Source organism: Streptomyces sp. NPDC048295 (assembly GCF_040652135.1).
Classification (GTDB): Bacteria; Actinomycetota; Actinomycetes; order Streptomycetales; family Streptomycetaceae; genus Streptomyces.
In genome coordinates this window covers 1-15,407 of record NZ_JBEZLL010000014.1, presented here as the reverse complement: position 1 = coordinate 15,407, position 15,407 = coordinate 1, and the positions used below count along the sequence as shown (strand labels likewise).

The window sequence follows — 15,407 nt, the reverse complement described above, 5'->3', positions numbered from 1 at the left end:
CGCAGCACCCGAGGCGTGACCAGTGGCGGAAGCGGCACACGCATCAGCTGGGACAGGACGGTGCACCGCGAGAGTGTGATGTTCAGTATCCGCAACATCCGGGAACCGCCTCGCCCGGCCAGCACCACACCGACGTCTTCCACCTGGCGCTGCAACAGTGGTGTGCGCCGCTGGTAGCGCACAGTCAGCCCCGCCACTTGCTCGGCGAAGGTCGCCTTCGGACAGGCCAGGTTCTCGCAGTACAGACGGCGGACGGACAAGTCGATGCGCAGAGGCCGGCCTCCGAGAGCGACATCGGCGAGGCGGCGCACATAGCGGCTGTGACACCACGCGCTGAGCTGGCCGCATCCCGTACATTCCGCCGATTCACCGGATCTCGTACGGGCACGGACCGCCACAGCAGCATCGGAGACATCGACCGAGAGCACCAGGACATCAGACAACTGCGGTAACATACTTGCCAGTTCAGTAGGGTACAACCACAGGCTGCCCACTATGCGGACCGGCCGACCGTCTCACCGAGATGATCTCCGGCTACGAAAATCTTGCCAGAGCCATCAAATTCCGTACGCCGACAATCAGATCCTTGCCGGCGGCAGTCACTGGCGGACGAAGCCAGAGCGCGTCTGGACTCAGGCGTCCGGATCGACATTCCAGCGCCGGGACAGGTCTGCATCGCAGAAGACACAGACGCGCGTGGGCGTCATGAGCTCTGGCTCGATGACGCTTCAGCGGCGGCGATGATCTCCTGGGCGTACTCATTCTCCGGAGCGAGCCCTGCGACCGTTTGGCGTGCCTGCTCGGTTCGGCTCGTCTCGCAGAGCAGCCGGACGAGACAGTAGAGGGCGTCGCGGTCGCCGTCTTCGGCGCGCTCGTGGAGGGTGGTTTCCATTCCTCGGTCGCGAAGCGATCGGTTGAGCCTCCGGCGTGCATGGACGTCAGTGCGGGCCAGTTCCGAGAGTTCAGTGAGACGATCCGCGCGGGCGAGCAGGCGCATGTGCCACAGATGGTTGTCGTGGGCGTAGTGGTCGGTGGAGTAGCACTCGGCGTGGGCACTCACCAAGGCGATAGCGGTGTCCCAATCTCCCTGCTCCTCCGCTTCCCGTGCCTGCTCAGACCATTCCACCGCACGAGTATCCGTCGGATCGCCGCTTACAGCTCGACCTTCGTCCGACGCAGCATGACCAGTCCCTCTACCTACCGCACCATTGGGCTGCACTGGCAAGAACCGACCCGCCGTCAAAACTCGGGTTCTGGCACGCATTCCGTGAAAGGTCTTGCTGCTCTCGCCAGCAGGCGGCGCGCGCATCATGTGAGCTGCGCGGACGACGCGCCACCTGGGTCGGGTGAGGCCGGACTTGAGATCGCTCACGGAACATGTGCCAGAACCAAAACTCGTGAACATCACCCATACGAGGCTTCGGCGCGTGGATCTTGGCCTTCCAGTGGGTCACTGGGTGCTGGTCCTGGCGGACATGGAGCGATCTTGACCAGCTGTCAACGCCGACGGCCCCTGGGCCGCAAACATGCAGACCCAGGAGCCGACAGCGCCGCTGGAAGCCGCCCGCGCTCAACCCCTGAGCGTCGCCTGGATGGTGATCGGAACAGCTGCGAGAGCCTGGCTCACGGGACAGTTCGCCTTGGCATCCTCGGCCGCCTTGATGAACTCGGCCTCGTTCAGCCCTGAAACGGTGCCGACGACCGTCAGCGCGATGGCGGTGATCCCGGTCCCCGGCACGAAGCTGACCTGGGCACTGGTTCGCAGCCGAGTCGGCGGGGTGCCGGCCTGGCTCAGACCGCTGGAAAGCGCCATGGAGAAGCAACTGGTGTGCGCGGCGGCAATCAGCTCCTCGGGGCTGGTCTTGCCATTGGACTCCTGCGAACGGGACGCCCAGGTCACCGCCTGGTCCGCAATGCCCGAGGAGTCGAAGCCGGTCACGCCGCTCCCAGAGAGCAGGTCGCCCTCCCACACGGTGTGCGCTTGACGGATGAAAGCCACGGCCGATGCACCTCCTGTTGGTCGCGCCGCGAGGCGCGGTGACTGGGTCGACTGCCCGGCGGAGGTGTGCACGTCCCTAGCCTTCCCCGCCGGGCAGCCTCAGTTCGACCTGGGACCTCCCCATATGACAACCGGCCAGGTGAACCTTCTCCCAGCTTGAATATGACCGGTCGCATTGTCAGCCGAGCAAGGTACCGCCCACCCATGCCGTGAGCGATAGCACATGATCGCCGCCGGCACCCACCATCCCCTTGCCTTTTTGTAGACGACCGGCCATATTGAATGGAGCAGCAAAGGAGGCACTATGCCCAGGCTCAGCGTGCGAGAGCAGTTGATCGACGCCGCCTACGACCACCTCCACGAACACGGGTTCGCAGGCAGTGCAGTCAAGGACATCACCTACGCCGCCGGAGTACCCAAGGGGTCCTTCTACAACCACTTCGACAGCAAGGAAGCCATGGCCACCGAGGTCATGCGCCGCTACTCCGCGGACCAGGGCACCGAGATCCTCATGGACCGGTCGATGGCGCCCTTGGACCGGATCCGCGCCCACTTCGCCTACGTGGCCGCGAGGTTGGAACGCTACGAGTACGCGCGAGGTTGCCTGATCGGGAACCTCGGAGCCGAGCTGTCCTCAGAGAACTCCACGATCCGCGACGCGGTGGACAGCAGTCTCAACTGCTGGGTGGTCCGCCTGGCCTCCGCCCTGGAGGAGGCCCGCACCACCGGATCGCTCACCAGTGATGTGGACGGCGTCACACTCGCGCGGTTCCTGGTCAACGCCTGGGAGGGCGCCGCCATTCGGGCGAAGATCTCCAGGAATCGGGCCCCTGTGGACGATTTCACCGCGGTGTTCGAATCACTGGCAGCCGACGCCGGGGCCACGCACAGCGCCGTTCGCGAGCACGCGGCAGCCACGACCGCGAACTGACTCGGGTGTCCCCCGCGGCCATCGCGAGGGACACCGGCCGGCCTCGCCCACCCGACAGACAGAAGGAGTACACCATGAACGACCAAGCCCTACAGGTGGATCCCACCTCCGTGCCCGCAGGCGCGTTCCTGCGGGCACTCGGCCTGCACCTGGATACGGTCTCACCCCACGAGGTTCGCGCCCACCTGGATGTGACGAGCGAGCACCACACGCCTTGGGGGATCACTCACGGCGGCGTATACGCCACGGTCCTCGAAAGCGTGACATCGCTCGGCGCATCCGCCGCCGCCGCCGAACACGGCGGGTACGCGGTCGGGGTGAACAACCAGACCGACTTCCTGCGGCCGCATCGCGAAGGACGACTCGACGTGCTGGCGCGTCCAGTTCGCCAGGGCAGGACGCTGCAACTGTGGACGGCTGAGATCACCGACACCGACCGCAGGCTGATCGCCCGAGGACAGGTTCGTCTCTTCAACCACCTGCCCGCGAACTGAGCCCACCAAGCACCGGAGATTCACGATGGCTTCCGAACATAGCCAACGGGGTCAAAGCGCACCGATAGGCCGTCGAGTGTTCTTGTCGACCCTTGCCGTCGGCGCGGCAAGCCTGGTCGCCGCACCCTTCCTGCGTCGCAACTGGGACCACGTTCTCAGCACCGTCAGCGACCACGCCCCCACGGGCCTCAGCAACCTGCTCCCGAATCCTGGGGGTTTTCGCTACTACTCGGTCACCTCGAGCGTTCCCCGCAAGGACGCTTCCACCTACACGCTCACCGTGGACGGGCTGGTCGACCGCCCGCGCTCGTCCCGGCTCGCCGAACTTCAGGCCATGCCCCAAACCCGCCTCGTGCGCGATGTGCAGGGCACGGACGGCTGGGGCGTGCCGGACACGCCCTTCGAGGGGGTGCGGCCCCCCGAGCTCCTCACCGCCGCCGGTGTCCGCCCTGAGGGCAAGGCGCTGCAAGACCCTGAGTGGCTTCTCCAGCGATACGCGCAACGCGAGTGGGAGTGATTCCTGTGCGTTCACACCAGTCAACAGCCCTGAATGCTGACCAGTCAGCCGGCGAGTGGGCGATCCTCCAGGCGGGCCTGACGGTGGGTCGGAGCCGATGCGTCAACGCGTCGGGTCACGGCGTTCGGCCGGCATGATGGCCAGTAAGTGCGCGGGACATACGCGATCCAGCTCCAGCCCACTGGTGGGGCGGGACGATGAATTGCACCGGCTGCGACGGTTGGCTGAACGGGCTCGGGCAGGCCGTGGCGGAGCTGTGGTGATCGACGGCGATCCGGGAATCGGCAAGACCGCCCTGCTCGACGCGCTCGCCTCCGACTGCGTCAGCAGGGGCATGCGCGTAGTGCGCGCTTCGGCCGAAGAGATGGAGGCGCAACTGCCGTTCGCCATGATCGGCGCTCTTTTCCCCAAGCAGGAAGACAGGGCCCAGGCCGACGAGATATGGGTGGCGCAGTTGCTGGGCGACGGTGCCGGCATACACGGCGGCGCTGCCTGTTACATCAAACGGGTCGCGCAGGCCGTCGTGGAGGCGGTCGAGCGGTGGTGTTCGGCCGGTCCGGTGGTGTTGCTACTGGACGACCTCCAGTGGGCCGACAGGTGCAGCCTGTTGGTGCTGCACCGGCTGGGCCGTGTCGTCCCTCAGCTCCCACTGCTGCTTGTGGCCACGCGCAGGCCGATGCCGTGCGGCGCGGAGCTTGACGGGCTGTTGCGCAGTCTCCAAGTCCGCGGCGCGTCCACCTTACGGCTCAAGCTATTGGACGAGGCGCAGACGGCGATGCTGACGGAGCACGTCGTGGGAATGGCCGCAGGGCCAGGCCTGCTCGAGTTGGTCGCACGTGCCGCGGGCAATCCGTTGTACGTGACGGAGTTGCTCATCGCGCTCCGTGAGGAGGGGTGTCTGGCCTTGGGTGACGGCCGCGCAGAAGTGGTCCAGGCCGACGTGAAAGCCGAGGTGGCCTCACTGGACGACGTGATCGGGCGGCACTTGTCCTCGATGTCTGCGGGTAGCCGGGAGGTTCTGCGGTTCGCTGCGCTCCTAGGGCGAACCTTCTCGGCAACCGAACTGTCCACAGTCCTCGGTCTGTCCGTCACGGCGCTGACCGCGGCCGTCCGCGAGGGCTTCGAACACGGGGCACTGTTCGAAAGCCAAGGGCTGATCTCGTTCCGGCACGACCTCATCCATCAGGTGCTGCTGGAGGAAACCACTCCCGCACTGCGTTCCGCCCTGCATCTGCAGGTCGCGCATGCCCTGGTGGACCTGAGGGCACCGGCGGAGCGGGTGGCCACGCACCTGCGGGCTGCGGGCTCCCTCGACGCCCCCGCGGTCGCGTGGCTCGCTTCCGGTCCGGAAGCATTGACAGCGCGAGCGCCCGACATGGCGGTCGATCTATTGCAACGAGCCCTGAAGGTGACCTACACCAGCAATTCCGAGAGGCTCGCCCTCCGTGTCCAACTGGCCCAGGCACTGCTGTGCGCTGGCCGTGCGGTCGACGGGGAACGGGTGTGTCGCGCCGTGCTTGCGGAAGAGCCGGACTCCCACATCGTCACGATGTTGGGCTGGCTGCTCACCCAAGCCTGCCTTCGGCAGGGCAGGCTGGCTCAGGCCGTCATCGAGGCCGGCCGAGTCTTGGAGTCGCCAGAGCTCCAGCCCGCAGAGGCGGCTCGCCTGTACAACGCCAGTGCTCATTGTTCCGTGATGCTGGGCCGACTTGACGCCGCCCAGGCCGCCACATCTCGCGCACTTGCCGCAGGGCGGAGGGCCAAGGACTTCTACGGTGTCTCCTACGCACTGAAGAATCAGGCAAACATCCATTACCGGCGGCAGGAGCTGCCCGAAGCGCTTGACTTGGTCGACCGCGCCCTCGCGGCGATGGGCGACCACGACATCCGCCCGGATCAGCCCATGAGCCCCCACCTGCTCCGCGGCGCCGTCCTCATGGAACTGGACCGGCTGGACGAGGCGGACGAGGAAATCGAGGTCGGGTTGCGGCAGAGTGAACGCAATGCTCCGTCTCTGCTCGCCATGCATTACCAAGTGCAGGCGTGGTTGCGGTACTTGAGTGGCCGCTGGGACGACGCTGTGGCCAGTGTTCAGGCTGGCCTGCACACCGGCGACCCTCTTGGGATAGCCCCGGCGCTCCGCGGCCACGCCGCATTGATCGCCCTCCACCGCGACGACCGCGCAAAGGCGCAGGCTGCACTCGTCGGCCAGTCGCACACCAACAGTGCCACACTGTCCGGGACACTCATCCTGCCGTGGGCTGCGGCGCTCGTCCACGAGGCCGACGGCCGCCCCGATCTGGCACTGGACCTGCTGGTCGAGACCTGGGAGCAGTACCCCGATCAAGGCCGCTCCAAGCCGCTTCGGCTGCAACTCGTACCGGATATCGCCCGCCTCGCTCACCTGCTCGAGGATCGAGGCCGCGTCGGGGGCGTAGCCGATGAGATGAAGCACATCGCGGACGACCACCCCCGAGTGCCGGGCATCCTCGGTGGTGCCGCATTGTGCAGCGCGGTAGTCGCTGGCGACCCCCACCTGTCCCAAGAGGCCGCTCACGCCTACGGCCGCGCGTGTCGACCGCTCCACCAGGGCTATGCCCATGAGTGCACAGCCGTGCTGCTCGCCGCGGCCGGAAACCACCCACAGGCGCGTGCCGAACTGCAAGCAGCTCAGGAGCTCTATACCGGGCTGGAGGCGCAATGGGACCTGTCCCGGGTGACCTCCCGTCTGCGTCAACTCGGGGTGCGGCGCGGCGTCACCGGTCCCCGCCGGCGGCCCAAGACGGGCTGGCAGGCGCTGACCGAGACCGAACGCACGGTGGCAGCGCTGGTTACCGAAGGACTGTCCAATCCGGGCATCGCCGGCCGCATGCGCTTGTCGCGCCACACCGTCCAGACGCATGTTTCGAGCATTCTGGCGAAGCTCGGCCTGAACTCCCGCGTCGAGGTCGCGGTCATTGCCTCGCAGCAGCACGCTGAGGATACTGCGCGCGACCGGTGACCGCCACGAGAGGTAGCCGCCGGAGGTTCTGCGGCGCCCGCTACCGGGGGGATCGCAGCTGTTGCGCGGCGCTCGCAGGTGCGCGACTGCTGGTGAGGGGGGAGCGGTTTGGGCCGGTGTCGAGGGTGGGTTCGGCAGCCTTGGCATCCTGAGCAACGCCAACCCCGTCTGGCTGAGCGTGAATGCGCCCGCCACAGGCCATCGGTCAACCCTTGAGTTCAACGGCTTCCAGACGAACGGGTGCGCCGCTGTCCCCTTACTGCGCAGCTGACCGCACGGGCGGCGACTCCGCGGGTTGGTCGGCAACTTGAGGAACCTGGGCAGGCAGCCATCGGAAACGAGTCAGCTCGGCCCGACCTTGTGTGTCGAGATCGTGGTCGTCGTCGTCGCTCCCGACGCGCTGCCGGCGACGCGACCTCTTTGGGTGAGCCCGTGCACGCAGTCGGGAATCACGAATTGCTCCCCCAGGTGGGGGATGTCTCTCCTGAGTGGCGCTCGTAGGTTTTCAATTGTCAGAAAGGCACTTCGAGTTTCTTACCGACTGTATTGAACAGGAGTAACGATGAACACCGTTGTCGAAGTTGAGCAGTTGCTGGCCGGTGAGTGGGAGTCGGCCAACGCCGACGCCGAGGGTGAGTTCGACAACCTCGACGTTGTGAACGAGACCAACCCTGGCCACAACGGTGGCGGCGGCTGCTGACCCGCTCGTCCCTTGAGTGTTTGGCAGGGGCGTGGGTTGTTCCCGCGCCCCTGCTGAACCCGGATCCACCGGCTTGTTTTCGGAGTGAGCGTTTCGGGGGTTGTCCTGGCGGTCGGCGGGATGATCTGGCCGTTCGGGCAGGGAGTACCTGCTGGTCTGTCCAGCTCTTCCACGTGTTCGGTGCTCTCGGGCCCTTGCGGGCGGGTGGTCAGGACTTCTCAGGCGGTGGGTGGCGGTGCGTGCACCAGGTCGAGGGGCCGGGTGAAGTCGTCGGCCCAGGGCCAGCGTTCGGGCAGGTGGAGCCGCCAAGTACACCATCGAGCGTCCCTTGCACCTGTGGGCGCCCTTCGGGCGGCGCTGACACGCTTCGCCATGCCCCTGGGCGAGGCGTTCCACATGCGCGACGACCTCCTCGGCGTCTTCGGTGATCCGGCGGTTACCGGCAAGACCGCCGTCGATGACCTTCGCAAGGGCAAGCACACCGTACTGCTGGCCGCCGCCCTGCGCCTTGCGGATGCCCACTCCCGGAGCATTCTGCAGGGCTTGGTCGGTCAGCCGGACCTGAATGAGGACGGCGCGGCCCGCGCCCAAGCGATCACGGACTCCAGCGGTGCCCGCGCCTTGGTCGAGGACGTGATCGCCACTCGGTACCAGCAAGCCCTCGAGGCCCTCTCCAAGGCCCCCATCTCCACGACGGCGGCAGCGGTCCTTCGGGAGGTCGCGGCGCTCGCGGCTGACCGGGGCTTCTGACTGGGCCCAAGAACCGATCGGCGAGTAAGAGAAACCATGGCTACGAGAAACGTGACTCAAACCTACGAACGGCTTCTGGAAAGACAGGACTCCGTGGCAGCGGCCGTACGGTCGGCACTCGATCTGCTGGCCGGAAGCCACCAGTCGTTGATCGCGGCAGTCCGCCGCCTGCTCGACAGCGACGGCACCGTGGGCAACACCTTCCGCCTGCTGCCTTTCCCGATCCTCGGCGCACTCGGCGCGGACGAGGAACTGGCGGTGCCGTTGACGGCGTTCTCCCGCATCTGGTGGACCGGAGCCGAAGTCTTCGACGATGTCGCCGATGGTGACTTCGATCCTGCAAGTGTCGGGCTGTCCGGTACGCAGGCCAGCATCGCCAGTGTGGCGTGCATGACCTTGATACCCGAGGCGTCCATCGAACAACTGGCGCTCCCTGCCGTGCTCAGGTCGCGATGGCTGCAGGAGTTCACCGCCTGTCAATTCGATGCGGCCCAGGGTCAGCTCGGCGATGTGTCCGCCGACGCGGGAGCATCCTCCTGGGCGACCGTCATGCGGATCTACGCGGGAAAGACGGGCGCACCCTACGGGCGGGATGCCGCGATGGCTGCCATGCTGTCCGACGCCACTGACGATGCGATTCGTGGTTGGCGGGTGTTCGGCCGGCTCTTCGGCGTCCTGAGGCAGTTGGCGAACGACCGCGCCTCGGCAACGTCGACCAGGGACGAGGACCTGGCCAACGGCACGCGAACCCTGCTGCTGGCCCTCGCGTTGGAGCAGGCCGGCTCCCGGGGATCCGAGGAGCTGCAGATGCTCCACTCCCGGGCCGTGGAAGACGTCTCGGCCCGCCGGCTGCTGCGCGAACGTCTGGTCCGACAGGACCTCGCCGAGGTCTACAACCAGCGTGTCGGCGCGATCCGCCTGACTCTGTCGGAGCTCCTGACCGAACTGACTGAGCCTTGCGAGCACCGGGATCTGATCCAATGGATGGTCAACGCATCAGCCCTGGAAGCGCGCGTGCCCGAGATGGCGGGTGCAGCGTGATCCCTAAGGAGAGCGTTCTCAGCCTGCGGGCGATGGCTGCGTCGATGGCAGGGCAGATGCCGATGTCGAGGCACCTGCTGACGCTGCTGACGGACGACATCGAAAGCGGTGGCCCCGTCCAAGTGCTGGCCGCCAGCCACCGGGACGCCGCCGTCCCCCTCTTCGGCGTGCGCGTGCTGGCCGGAGTGAAGCTCCTGCTGTCGGCCGGACATGGGCCCGATCTGGCGGCCCACCTCGAGCGCTTCACGGCCGACATCGACGACCCCGCCTACACGGAACGTACACGGGAACTGTTCCGCGAGGTGTTGCTCGGCCACCCGGACGAGATCCTCGCCGCGCTTGACCGGCCTGTACAGCAGCATCTGCCCAGCCGCGCCGGAGTCCTCCTGCGCGGCCTGGGCATGCTGGGAGCGCCGAAGATACGGCTGTTGGAGATCGGTGCGTGCGCGGGTCTGAACCTCATCCTGGACCGCTACCGGTGGTTCGGTGTCGGCTGGGAGTGGGGCGACAGCGCTTCGCCCGTGCGGCTGGCGGCGGACGGACCCTGGCCGGGCGACTTCGAGATCGTGGAGAGGGCGGGATGCGACCTCGCGCCACGCGACCCCGCCGATCACGACGACGCGAACATCCTGCGATCCTTCGTCCCCCCCGAGTGGGAGGTCGCGCAGCTGGAACTTGATGACGCGATCACGCTCGCAGCGAGCGGAGGCGTGCGCGTCGAGAAGGCGGACGCGGTTCGGTGGCTGAGAAAGGAATTGGCCAAGCCCGTCGGCCGCGGGGTGTGCACGGTGGTCTGGCACAGCCTCTTCTGGTCGTACCTGAGTCCGTCGGCACAGGCGGAGATCGAGGACATCATGACCGCCTCGGCCCGGCGTACCCGGCTGGCCCGGGTCTGCTACGAGCCCAGGGCCTGGGCCGAAGTCCCACGACTTCAGATGACGGTCTACTCATGACACTTCCGACCGCCTCGCGCACCGGCCGAAGGATGTGGTGACTGTGGAAGGACGTGCCCTGGATCTCATGATCATGGCACGCGGACTGGCCCGCCAGTTCCGGGCCAAGGGCCGCAGGGGGGCCGCCGTCCAGGCGGTGGCGGGCGTCGACATCACCGTCGCGGCCGGTGAACTCGTCGGCTTTCTCGGACCGAACGGCGCGGGGAAGACAACGACTTTGCGGATGCTGACGACCCTGCTGGTACCCACGGCGGGAGCGGCGACCGTGGCCGGCTGCGACCTGCTCAAGGACCCGCGAGGGGTACGCCGGCGCATCGGCTCCGTCGCGCAGGGCTTCGGCACCTCCCCCGAGAGTTCGGTCGCGGAGGAGATGCACATCCAGGGCAGGCTGTACGGCCTGACCAGATCCGATGTGCGTCGCCGCGCCGTCGAACTCGCCGAGCAGTTGGAGCTCACCGCTCTGCAGCGGCGCCCGGCCCGCACGCTCTCGGGTGGCCAACGGCGCCGTCTCGACCTCGCACTCGGTCTGATCCACTCCCCCGACCTGCTCTTCCTCGACGAGCCCACCACCGGCCTGGATCCCCAGAGCCGGGCCAACCTGTGGGACCACATCCGCCGTCTGCGGGCCGAGAGCGGCATGACGCTGTTCCTCACCACCCACTACCTCGACGAGGCGGACGCCCTGTGCGACCGCATCCTGGTGATGGACCAGGGCCGGATCATCGCCGAGGGGACACCGGATGCCCTCAAGGCACAGGTCTCTGGTGACGGTGTGAGCGTCGGCGTGACCGCCGACCACATCGCCGGCACCGCCGCAATCGTGCGCAGGATCGCCGGAGTCCAGGACGTCTCGACGACTGCCGATCTGGTGCGCTTCCGGATACCCCGCGCCCACACGATGCTGCCCGACCTGCTACGGGCCCTGGACGCGGCACACATCCCGGCGCACTCGCTCCAGGTCACCCGGCCGACCCTCGATGACGTGTTCTTCATCCTCACCGGCCGCACCCTGCGGGAGTCCGAGCGTAGCCCGTCCACCCCATCGGCCCCTGACAAGGAAACACCCTCTGATGCTGCCGCGTGACACATGGCTGGTGTGGTCCCGGGAGATGACCCACCGCTACCGCCAGCCGACCTGGCTGGTACTGGGACTGGCTCAACCGGTCCTGTACATGTTCTTCTTCGGCCCGCTACTCAAGAAGTACGTCGCCTACACTCCCGGGTTTCCCCCCGGCGGTACCTGGAACGTCTTCGCGCCCGCCCTCATGTACCAAATGGTCATCATCGGCAGTTCCTTCTGCGGCCTCAGTCTCCTCGCCGAGTATCGCTCCGGGGTCCTGGACCGCTTCCGGGTCACCCCGATGCGTCCCGCCGCCCTGCTGCTCGGCAAAGTCTGCACGGTAGCGGTCAACGTCCTGATCCAGGCCGGCGTCATCGTGCTCGTCTGCCACTTCGCTTTCCACGTCACCCCGCCCGTCGCCGGACTGGCCCTGTGCCTGCTCATGGCCGCGCTCCTGTCGGCGGCCATCGCGTCCTGCTCTTACGGCCTCGCACTGCGGATCCGGAGCGAGGAGGCCCTCCCGGCCGTCCTCAACGCCCTGCTCATGCCACTGTTCCTGCTCTCGGGAACGCTGCTGCCCATCACCCCGGAACTCGCCCCCACCTGGCTGTGGGAGCTGTCCAGGATCAATCCCGTCGCCCACGTCATGGACGCGAGCCGAGCCGCCTTCCGCGGTGACTACACCGCACACACGCTTCTCCCCGGCGCACTCGCCCTGGCAGCGCTCACCCTCGTCTCCATTGGATGGGCCCTGCACACCTTCAGCAGGCACAACACCTGAGGAGAACGGGAGCCGAGCGCCACGCCTGCCTGCAGGCAGCCAGAAGCTCGCCCAGGAAGAGAATCCGCGACTCAACGCCGGCCAGGCGGAGTCATTCCTCGCCCTCCGACCATGCTCAAGCCCCCTGCACGAGCCCAGGGCGCGAGGGTGTCGTCCCGATGCCCGCTGCGCCTGCCCAACGTGACAATGCAAGTATTTGGAGCACACCACATGACCACTGCGGCTGCTCTCGACCTGGCACCCTTCTACTGCCCCATCCCACCGGCCCAGCACCCCATGGCGGCATCCTTCGACCGTTCCACCACCGAGTGGGTACGCAGGTTCGGTCTCTACGACGACGAGTCCCAGCGGATGCGCCTGGAACGCGTCGGTGTGGGCAGGCTCGCCGCTCTCACGTCGCCCAACGGTAATCCGGAAGCAACGCAGATCTCCTCGGACGCACTCATGTGGCTGTTCGCCTTCGACGACGCCCACTGCGACGAGGGCCACCTGGGACACCGCCCCGGCGAACTCAGCCGCGTACTGACACGACTGCTACGCATCCTCGAAGCACCCGAGACGATGCCGTCACCGGACAGCTCATGCTTCGCCTACGAGGCAGCCTTCCGCGACCTGCGGCTGCGTCTGGGCGAGGTCGCGTCGCCCGTCCAGATCGAGCGCTGGACCGACGCGATGCGCATGTACTTCCTGTGCCAGGTCTGGGAGGCGGCGAACCGCGTCGAGGCGATCACACCCGACCTCGAGGACTACGCGCTGCTGCGCATTCACAACGGGGCCATGAAGGTCAGCGTGATGCTGCTGGACATCGCCGACGGCTACGAGGTCTCGCCCATGGACCTCGACCGCCCCGATGTGCGGGCCCTCACTGAGGCGACGTGCCTACTGGTCGGATGGGACAACGACATCCTCTCCTACCACAAGGAACACATACGCGACGGCGACCACCAGAACCTGCTCGATGTCCTCGCCAACGCCACGGACAAACCCGTGCAGAGCATGGTTCCGGAGGCGATGTTCCTGCGCGACCGCATCATGGTCCTCTTCAACGAGCTGAGCACGCAGGTGTACGCCACAGCCTCGGCTGAGCTCCATCGCTACGTGACATCGCTCGGTCACTGGATCCGCGCGAACGTCGAGTGGGCCACGACCTCCGAGCGCTATCTCAACCCCGACAACCCCGCCCGTCTGCCGAACACATGGGCCACCGCACCCACGCGCGGCAGCGACACCCCCATCGATGTCCCCGCAGTCGCCTGGTGGTGGCAGCAGCTCAACCCCTGACTGAACCGTTCCGGGTTCGGTAGGGACTCGATCATTTGAGAGGATCGAGTCATGGCACGTCCTTCCCAGTACCCGCTTGAGCTGCGCCGTCGTGCGGTGCGGATGGTCGCCGAGGTGCGGCCGGAGTACGACACCGAGTGGGCCGCGATGAAAGCGGTCGCCCAGAAGCTGGGCATCAGCACGACCGAGACCCTGCGAAAGTGGGTCCGGCAGGACCAGATCGACGCTGGTACCCGTCCGGGCACCACGACGGAGGAATCTGCCGAGCTGAAGCGGCTGAAGAAGGAGAACGCCGAGCTGAAGCGGGCGAACGAGATCCTCAAAGCCGCGGCGTCTTTCTTCCCGGCCGAGCTCGACCGGCCACACACGCGCTCGTAGCCTTCATCGACGAGCACAAGGGCCGCTTCGGCGGTGTCGAGCCGATCTGCCGCGTGCTGACCGCACACGACTGCAAGATCGCCCTGTCCACGTACTACGCCCACCACAAACGCCGGATGGCGCCATCGGCCAGGACCGTGCGGGACGCCGAGTTGAAGGAGCGGATCAGCGAGGCCTTCGAGGCCAACTACCGTGTCTACGGGACGAGGAAGATCTGGCGTGAGCTGAACCGGCAGGGCCACCGTGTGGCCCGCTGCACCGTCGAACGTCTGATGCGCGAGCTGGGCATCGCCGGAGCGGTCCGCGGCAAACGCGTGATCACCACGCTGCCCGGCGGGCAGGTCGAGCGGGCCCCTGACCTACTGGACCGCGACTTCGTTGCCGGCGCCCCGAACCGCTGCTGGGTCGCGGACTTCACCCACGTGAAAACCTGGGCAGGTGTCGTCTACGTCGCCTTCGTCGTGGACACCTTCTCCCGCCGGATCGTCGGCGGGTCCGCAGCCACCGTGAAGGAAACGGTCTTCGTGCTGGACGCCCTGGAGATGGCGCTCTGGCAACGCGACCATGACCAACGCCCTGTACAGCCAGGCGAGTTGATCCACCATTCGGACGCTGGGTCGCAGTACACGAGTTTCCGGCTCGCCGAGCACCTGGACGCTGCCGGCATCGCCGCCTCGATCGGATCGGTCGGCGACGCCTACGACAATGCCCTGATGGAAAGCACGATCGGCCTGTTCAAGACCGAGCTGATCAAGCCCCGACGGCCGTGGAAGACGCTGTCCGACGTCGAGCTCGCCACCGCCGAGTACGTCGGTCCGGGTGGACCGCACTCCGTTCTCTCCTCAGCGCGAGATGGCTCTGGCCGCCTGCTCGATGATGTCGGTCACCGCATCCGGGTGCGTCTGCGGAACCGCGTGGGAGGACGCGACCTTCTCGATGTGCGCATGGGCGCGCTTGGCCATGAACTCCTGCTCGGCAGGGTCGATGGCCTGGTCCTGGGTAGTGGTCAGATCCCAGGAAGGGATGGCCTTCCAGGCTGCCGCGGTGGTCTTCTCGGCGAAGACGCTCGCCGCCACGGGACGCTGGGCGGCCGCCGCCACATCGGTGATCGCCGTCGGCGCGTCGGCGGCGACCACCTCGTGGAACTTGGCGGGCTGGACGTACAGCTCCACACCGGTGCCGCCGTCGGCCAGCGGGTATGAGGCCGGCGTCAGCGCCGTACTGAGCGCGGTCGCCGGGAACTTGGCGCCCAGCGAGTTCACGCTCTCACCCTTGGCGAGGGCGAACGCGGCGATGCAGACCAGCGCCTTGACCTGCGGGTCGCCGACGGCGGCCTCGGTCATCACGGCGCCGCCGTAGGAGTGGCCGGCGAGCACGACCGGCCCGTGAATGGTGTCGAGGAAGCTGCGGAGGTAGGCCGCGTCGCCGGCCAGCCCGCGCAGCGGATTTGGGGGCCGAGCCGGCCTTTAGACCGCCCGCCGCAGGCGCCCGCACCCCCAGCCCCCCCACGCGGGCGACCCC

Annotated in this window: 14 protein-coding genes and 3 pseudogenes; 13 read left to right on the top strand and 4 right to left on the bottom strand. The window is 67.2% G+C overall.

Annotated features, from left to right (window positions below; all coding sequences use genetic code 11):
- Positions 1 to 290 precede the first annotated feature (290 nt).
- The 3 genes and pseudogenes from AB0D53_RS21260 to AB0D53_RS21250 form a co-directional block, all read right to left on the bottom strand.
- A pseudogene (locus AB0D53_RS21260) lies at positions 291 to 455 on the bottom strand (ISL3 family transposase); the annotation flags it as partial.
- A 248-nt stretch (positions 456 to 703) separates the two neighbouring features.
- Complete coding sequence (locus AB0D53_RS21255; protein WP_362448837.1) at positions 704 to 1,126, bottom strand: hypothetical protein; 423 nt, start codon at positions 1,124 to 1,126, stop codon at positions 704 to 706.
- A gap of 444 nt (positions 1,127 to 1,570) precedes the next feature.
- Positions 1,571 to 1,999 carry an OsmC family peroxiredoxin gene (locus AB0D53_RS21250; RefSeq protein WP_362448835.1) on the bottom strand — a complete coding sequence of 143 codons (429 nt, stop codon included), beginning with the start codon at positions 1,997 to 1,999 and terminating at the stop codon, positions 1,571 to 1,573.
- Positions 2,000 to 2,303: 304 nt separating this feature from the next.
- Between AB0D53_RS21250 and AB0D53_RS21245 the strand changes: the two genes are divergently transcribed.
- The 13 genes and pseudogenes from AB0D53_RS21245 to AB0D53_RS21185 form a co-directional block, all read left to right on the top strand.
- On the top strand, positions 2,304 to 2,930 hold the full coding sequence (locus tag AB0D53_RS21245) for a TetR family transcriptional regulator C-terminal domain-containing protein (protein WP_362448833.1): 627 nt from the start codon (positions 2,304 to 2,306) through the stop codon (positions 2,928 to 2,930).
- 74 nt (positions 2,931 to 3,004) lie between these two features.
- The gene (locus tag AB0D53_RS21240; protein ID WP_362448831.1) at positions 3,005 to 3,424 is read left to right on the top strand and encodes a PaaI family thioesterase; all 420 of its coding nucleotides are present in this window, start codon (positions 3,005 to 3,007) and stop codon (positions 3,422 to 3,424) included.
- 25 nt (positions 3,425 to 3,449) lie between these two features.
- A pseudogene (locus AB0D53_RS21235) lies at positions 3,450 to 3,893 on the top strand (molybdopterin-dependent oxidoreductase); the annotation flags it as partial.
- Between the two features lie 145 nt (positions 3,894 to 4,038).
- A complete protein-coding gene (locus AB0D53_RS21230; protein WP_362448829.1) occupies positions 4,039 to 6,942 on the top strand; it encodes an AAA family ATPase in 2,904 nt (967 codons plus the stop codon).
- Positions 6,943 to 7,504: 562 nt separating this feature from the next.
- Positions 7,505 to 7,642: a hypothetical protein gene (locus AB0D53_RS21225; protein WP_362448827.1), complete on the top strand. Its 138-nt coding sequence runs from the start codon at positions 7,505 to 7,507 to the stop codon at positions 7,640 to 7,642.
- Positions 7,643 to 8,038: 396 nt separating this feature from the next.
- A complete protein-coding gene (locus AB0D53_RS21220) occupies positions 8,039 to 8,392 on the top strand; it encodes a polyprenyl synthetase family protein (RefSeq protein ID WP_362448825.1) in 354 nt (117 codons plus the stop codon).
- Between the two features lie 51 nt (positions 8,393 to 8,443).
- The gene (locus AB0D53_RS21215) at positions 8,444 to 9,433 is read left to right on the top strand and encodes a polyprenyl synthetase family protein (protein WP_362448823.1); all 990 of its coding nucleotides are present in this window, start codon (positions 8,444 to 8,446) and stop codon (positions 9,431 to 9,433) included.
- A gap of 32 nt (positions 9,434 to 9,465) precedes the next feature.
- Complete coding sequence (locus AB0D53_RS21210) at positions 9,466 to 10,386, top strand: DUF2332 domain-containing protein (RefSeq protein WP_362448821.1); 921 nt, start codon at positions 9,466 to 9,468, stop codon at positions 10,384 to 10,386.
- Between the two features lie 67 nt (positions 10,387 to 10,453).
- Positions 10,454 to 11,470 carry an ATP-binding cassette domain-containing protein gene (locus AB0D53_RS21205; protein WP_362448819.1) on the top strand — a complete coding sequence of 339 codons (1,017 nt, stop codon included), beginning with the start codon at positions 10,454 to 10,456 and terminating at the stop codon, positions 11,468 to 11,470.
- On the top strand, positions 11,457 to 12,227 hold the full coding sequence (locus AB0D53_RS21200; RefSeq protein WP_362448816.1) for an ABC transporter permease: 771 nt from the start codon (positions 11,457 to 11,459) through the stop codon (positions 12,225 to 12,227). The genes AB0D53_RS21205 and AB0D53_RS21200 overlap by 14 nt, the downstream gene beginning before the upstream one ends.
- Before the next feature lie 210 nt (positions 12,228 to 12,437).
- Positions 12,438 to 13,508 carry a terpene synthase gene (locus AB0D53_RS21195; RefSeq protein WP_362448812.1) on the top strand — a complete coding sequence of 357 codons (1,071 nt, stop codon included), beginning with the start codon at positions 12,438 to 12,440 and terminating at the stop codon, positions 13,506 to 13,508.
- A gap of 51 nt (positions 13,509 to 13,559) precedes the next feature.
- A complete protein-coding gene (locus AB0D53_RS21190) occupies positions 13,560 to 13,886 on the top strand; it encodes a transposase (protein WP_362448809.1) in 327 nt (108 codons plus the stop codon).
- A gap of 5 nt (positions 13,887 to 13,891) precedes the next feature.
- A pseudogene (locus AB0D53_RS21185) lies at positions 13,892 to 14,638 on the top strand (IS3 family transposase); the annotation flags it as partial.
- Positions 14,639 to 14,728: 90 nt separating this feature from the next.
- Here the strand turns inward: AB0D53_RS21185 and AB0D53_RS21180 are convergent.
- On the bottom strand, positions 14,729 to 15,277 hold the full coding sequence (locus AB0D53_RS21180; protein ID WP_362449174.1) for an alpha/beta hydrolase: 549 nt from the start codon (positions 15,275 to 15,277) through the stop codon (positions 14,729 to 14,731).
- Between the last annotated feature and the right edge of the window lie 130 nt (positions 15,278 to 15,407).

What these genes read in the sequence shown, in the direction of transcription:
- AB0D53_RS21245 (WP_362448833.1), top strand. Translation starts at nt 2,304, where the DNA reads ATGCCCAGGCTCAGCGTGCGAGAGCAGTTGATCGACGCCGCCTACGAC.
- AB0D53_RS21240 (WP_362448831.1), top strand. Translation starts at nt 3,005, where the DNA reads ATGAACGACCAAGCCCTACAGGTGGATCCCACCTCCGTGCCCGCAGGC.
- AB0D53_RS21230 (WP_362448829.1), top strand. Translation starts at nt 4,039, where the DNA reads ATGCGTCAACGCGTCGGGTCACGGCGTTCGGCCGGCATGATGGCCAGT.
- AB0D53_RS21225 (WP_362448827.1), top strand. Translation starts at nt 7,505, where the DNA reads ATGAACACCGTTGTCGAAGTTGAGCAGTTGCTGGCCGGTGAGTGGGAG.
- AB0D53_RS21220 (WP_362448825.1), top strand. Translation starts at nt 8,039, where the DNA reads ATGCGCGACGACCTCCTCGGCGTCTTCGGTGATCCGGCGGTTACCGGC.
- AB0D53_RS21210 (WP_362448821.1), top strand. Translation starts at nt 9,466, where the DNA reads ATGGCTGCGTCGATGGCAGGGCAGATGCCGATGTCGAGGCACCTGCTG.
- AB0D53_RS21205 (WP_362448819.1), top strand. Translation starts at nt 10,454, where the DNA reads ATGATCATGGCACGCGGACTGGCCCGCCAGTTCCGGGCCAAGGGCCGC.
- AB0D53_RS21200 (WP_362448816.1), top strand. Translation starts at nt 11,457, where the DNA reads ATGCTGCCGCGTGACACATGGCTGGTGTGGTCCCGGGAGATGACCCAC.
- AB0D53_RS21195 (WP_362448812.1), top strand. Translation starts at nt 12,438, where the DNA reads ATGACCACTGCGGCTGCTCTCGACCTGGCACCCTTCTACTGCCCCATC.
- AB0D53_RS21190 (WP_362448809.1), top strand. Translation starts at nt 13,560, where the DNA reads ATGGCACGTCCTTCCCAGTACCCGCTTGAGCTGCGCCGTCGTGCGGTG.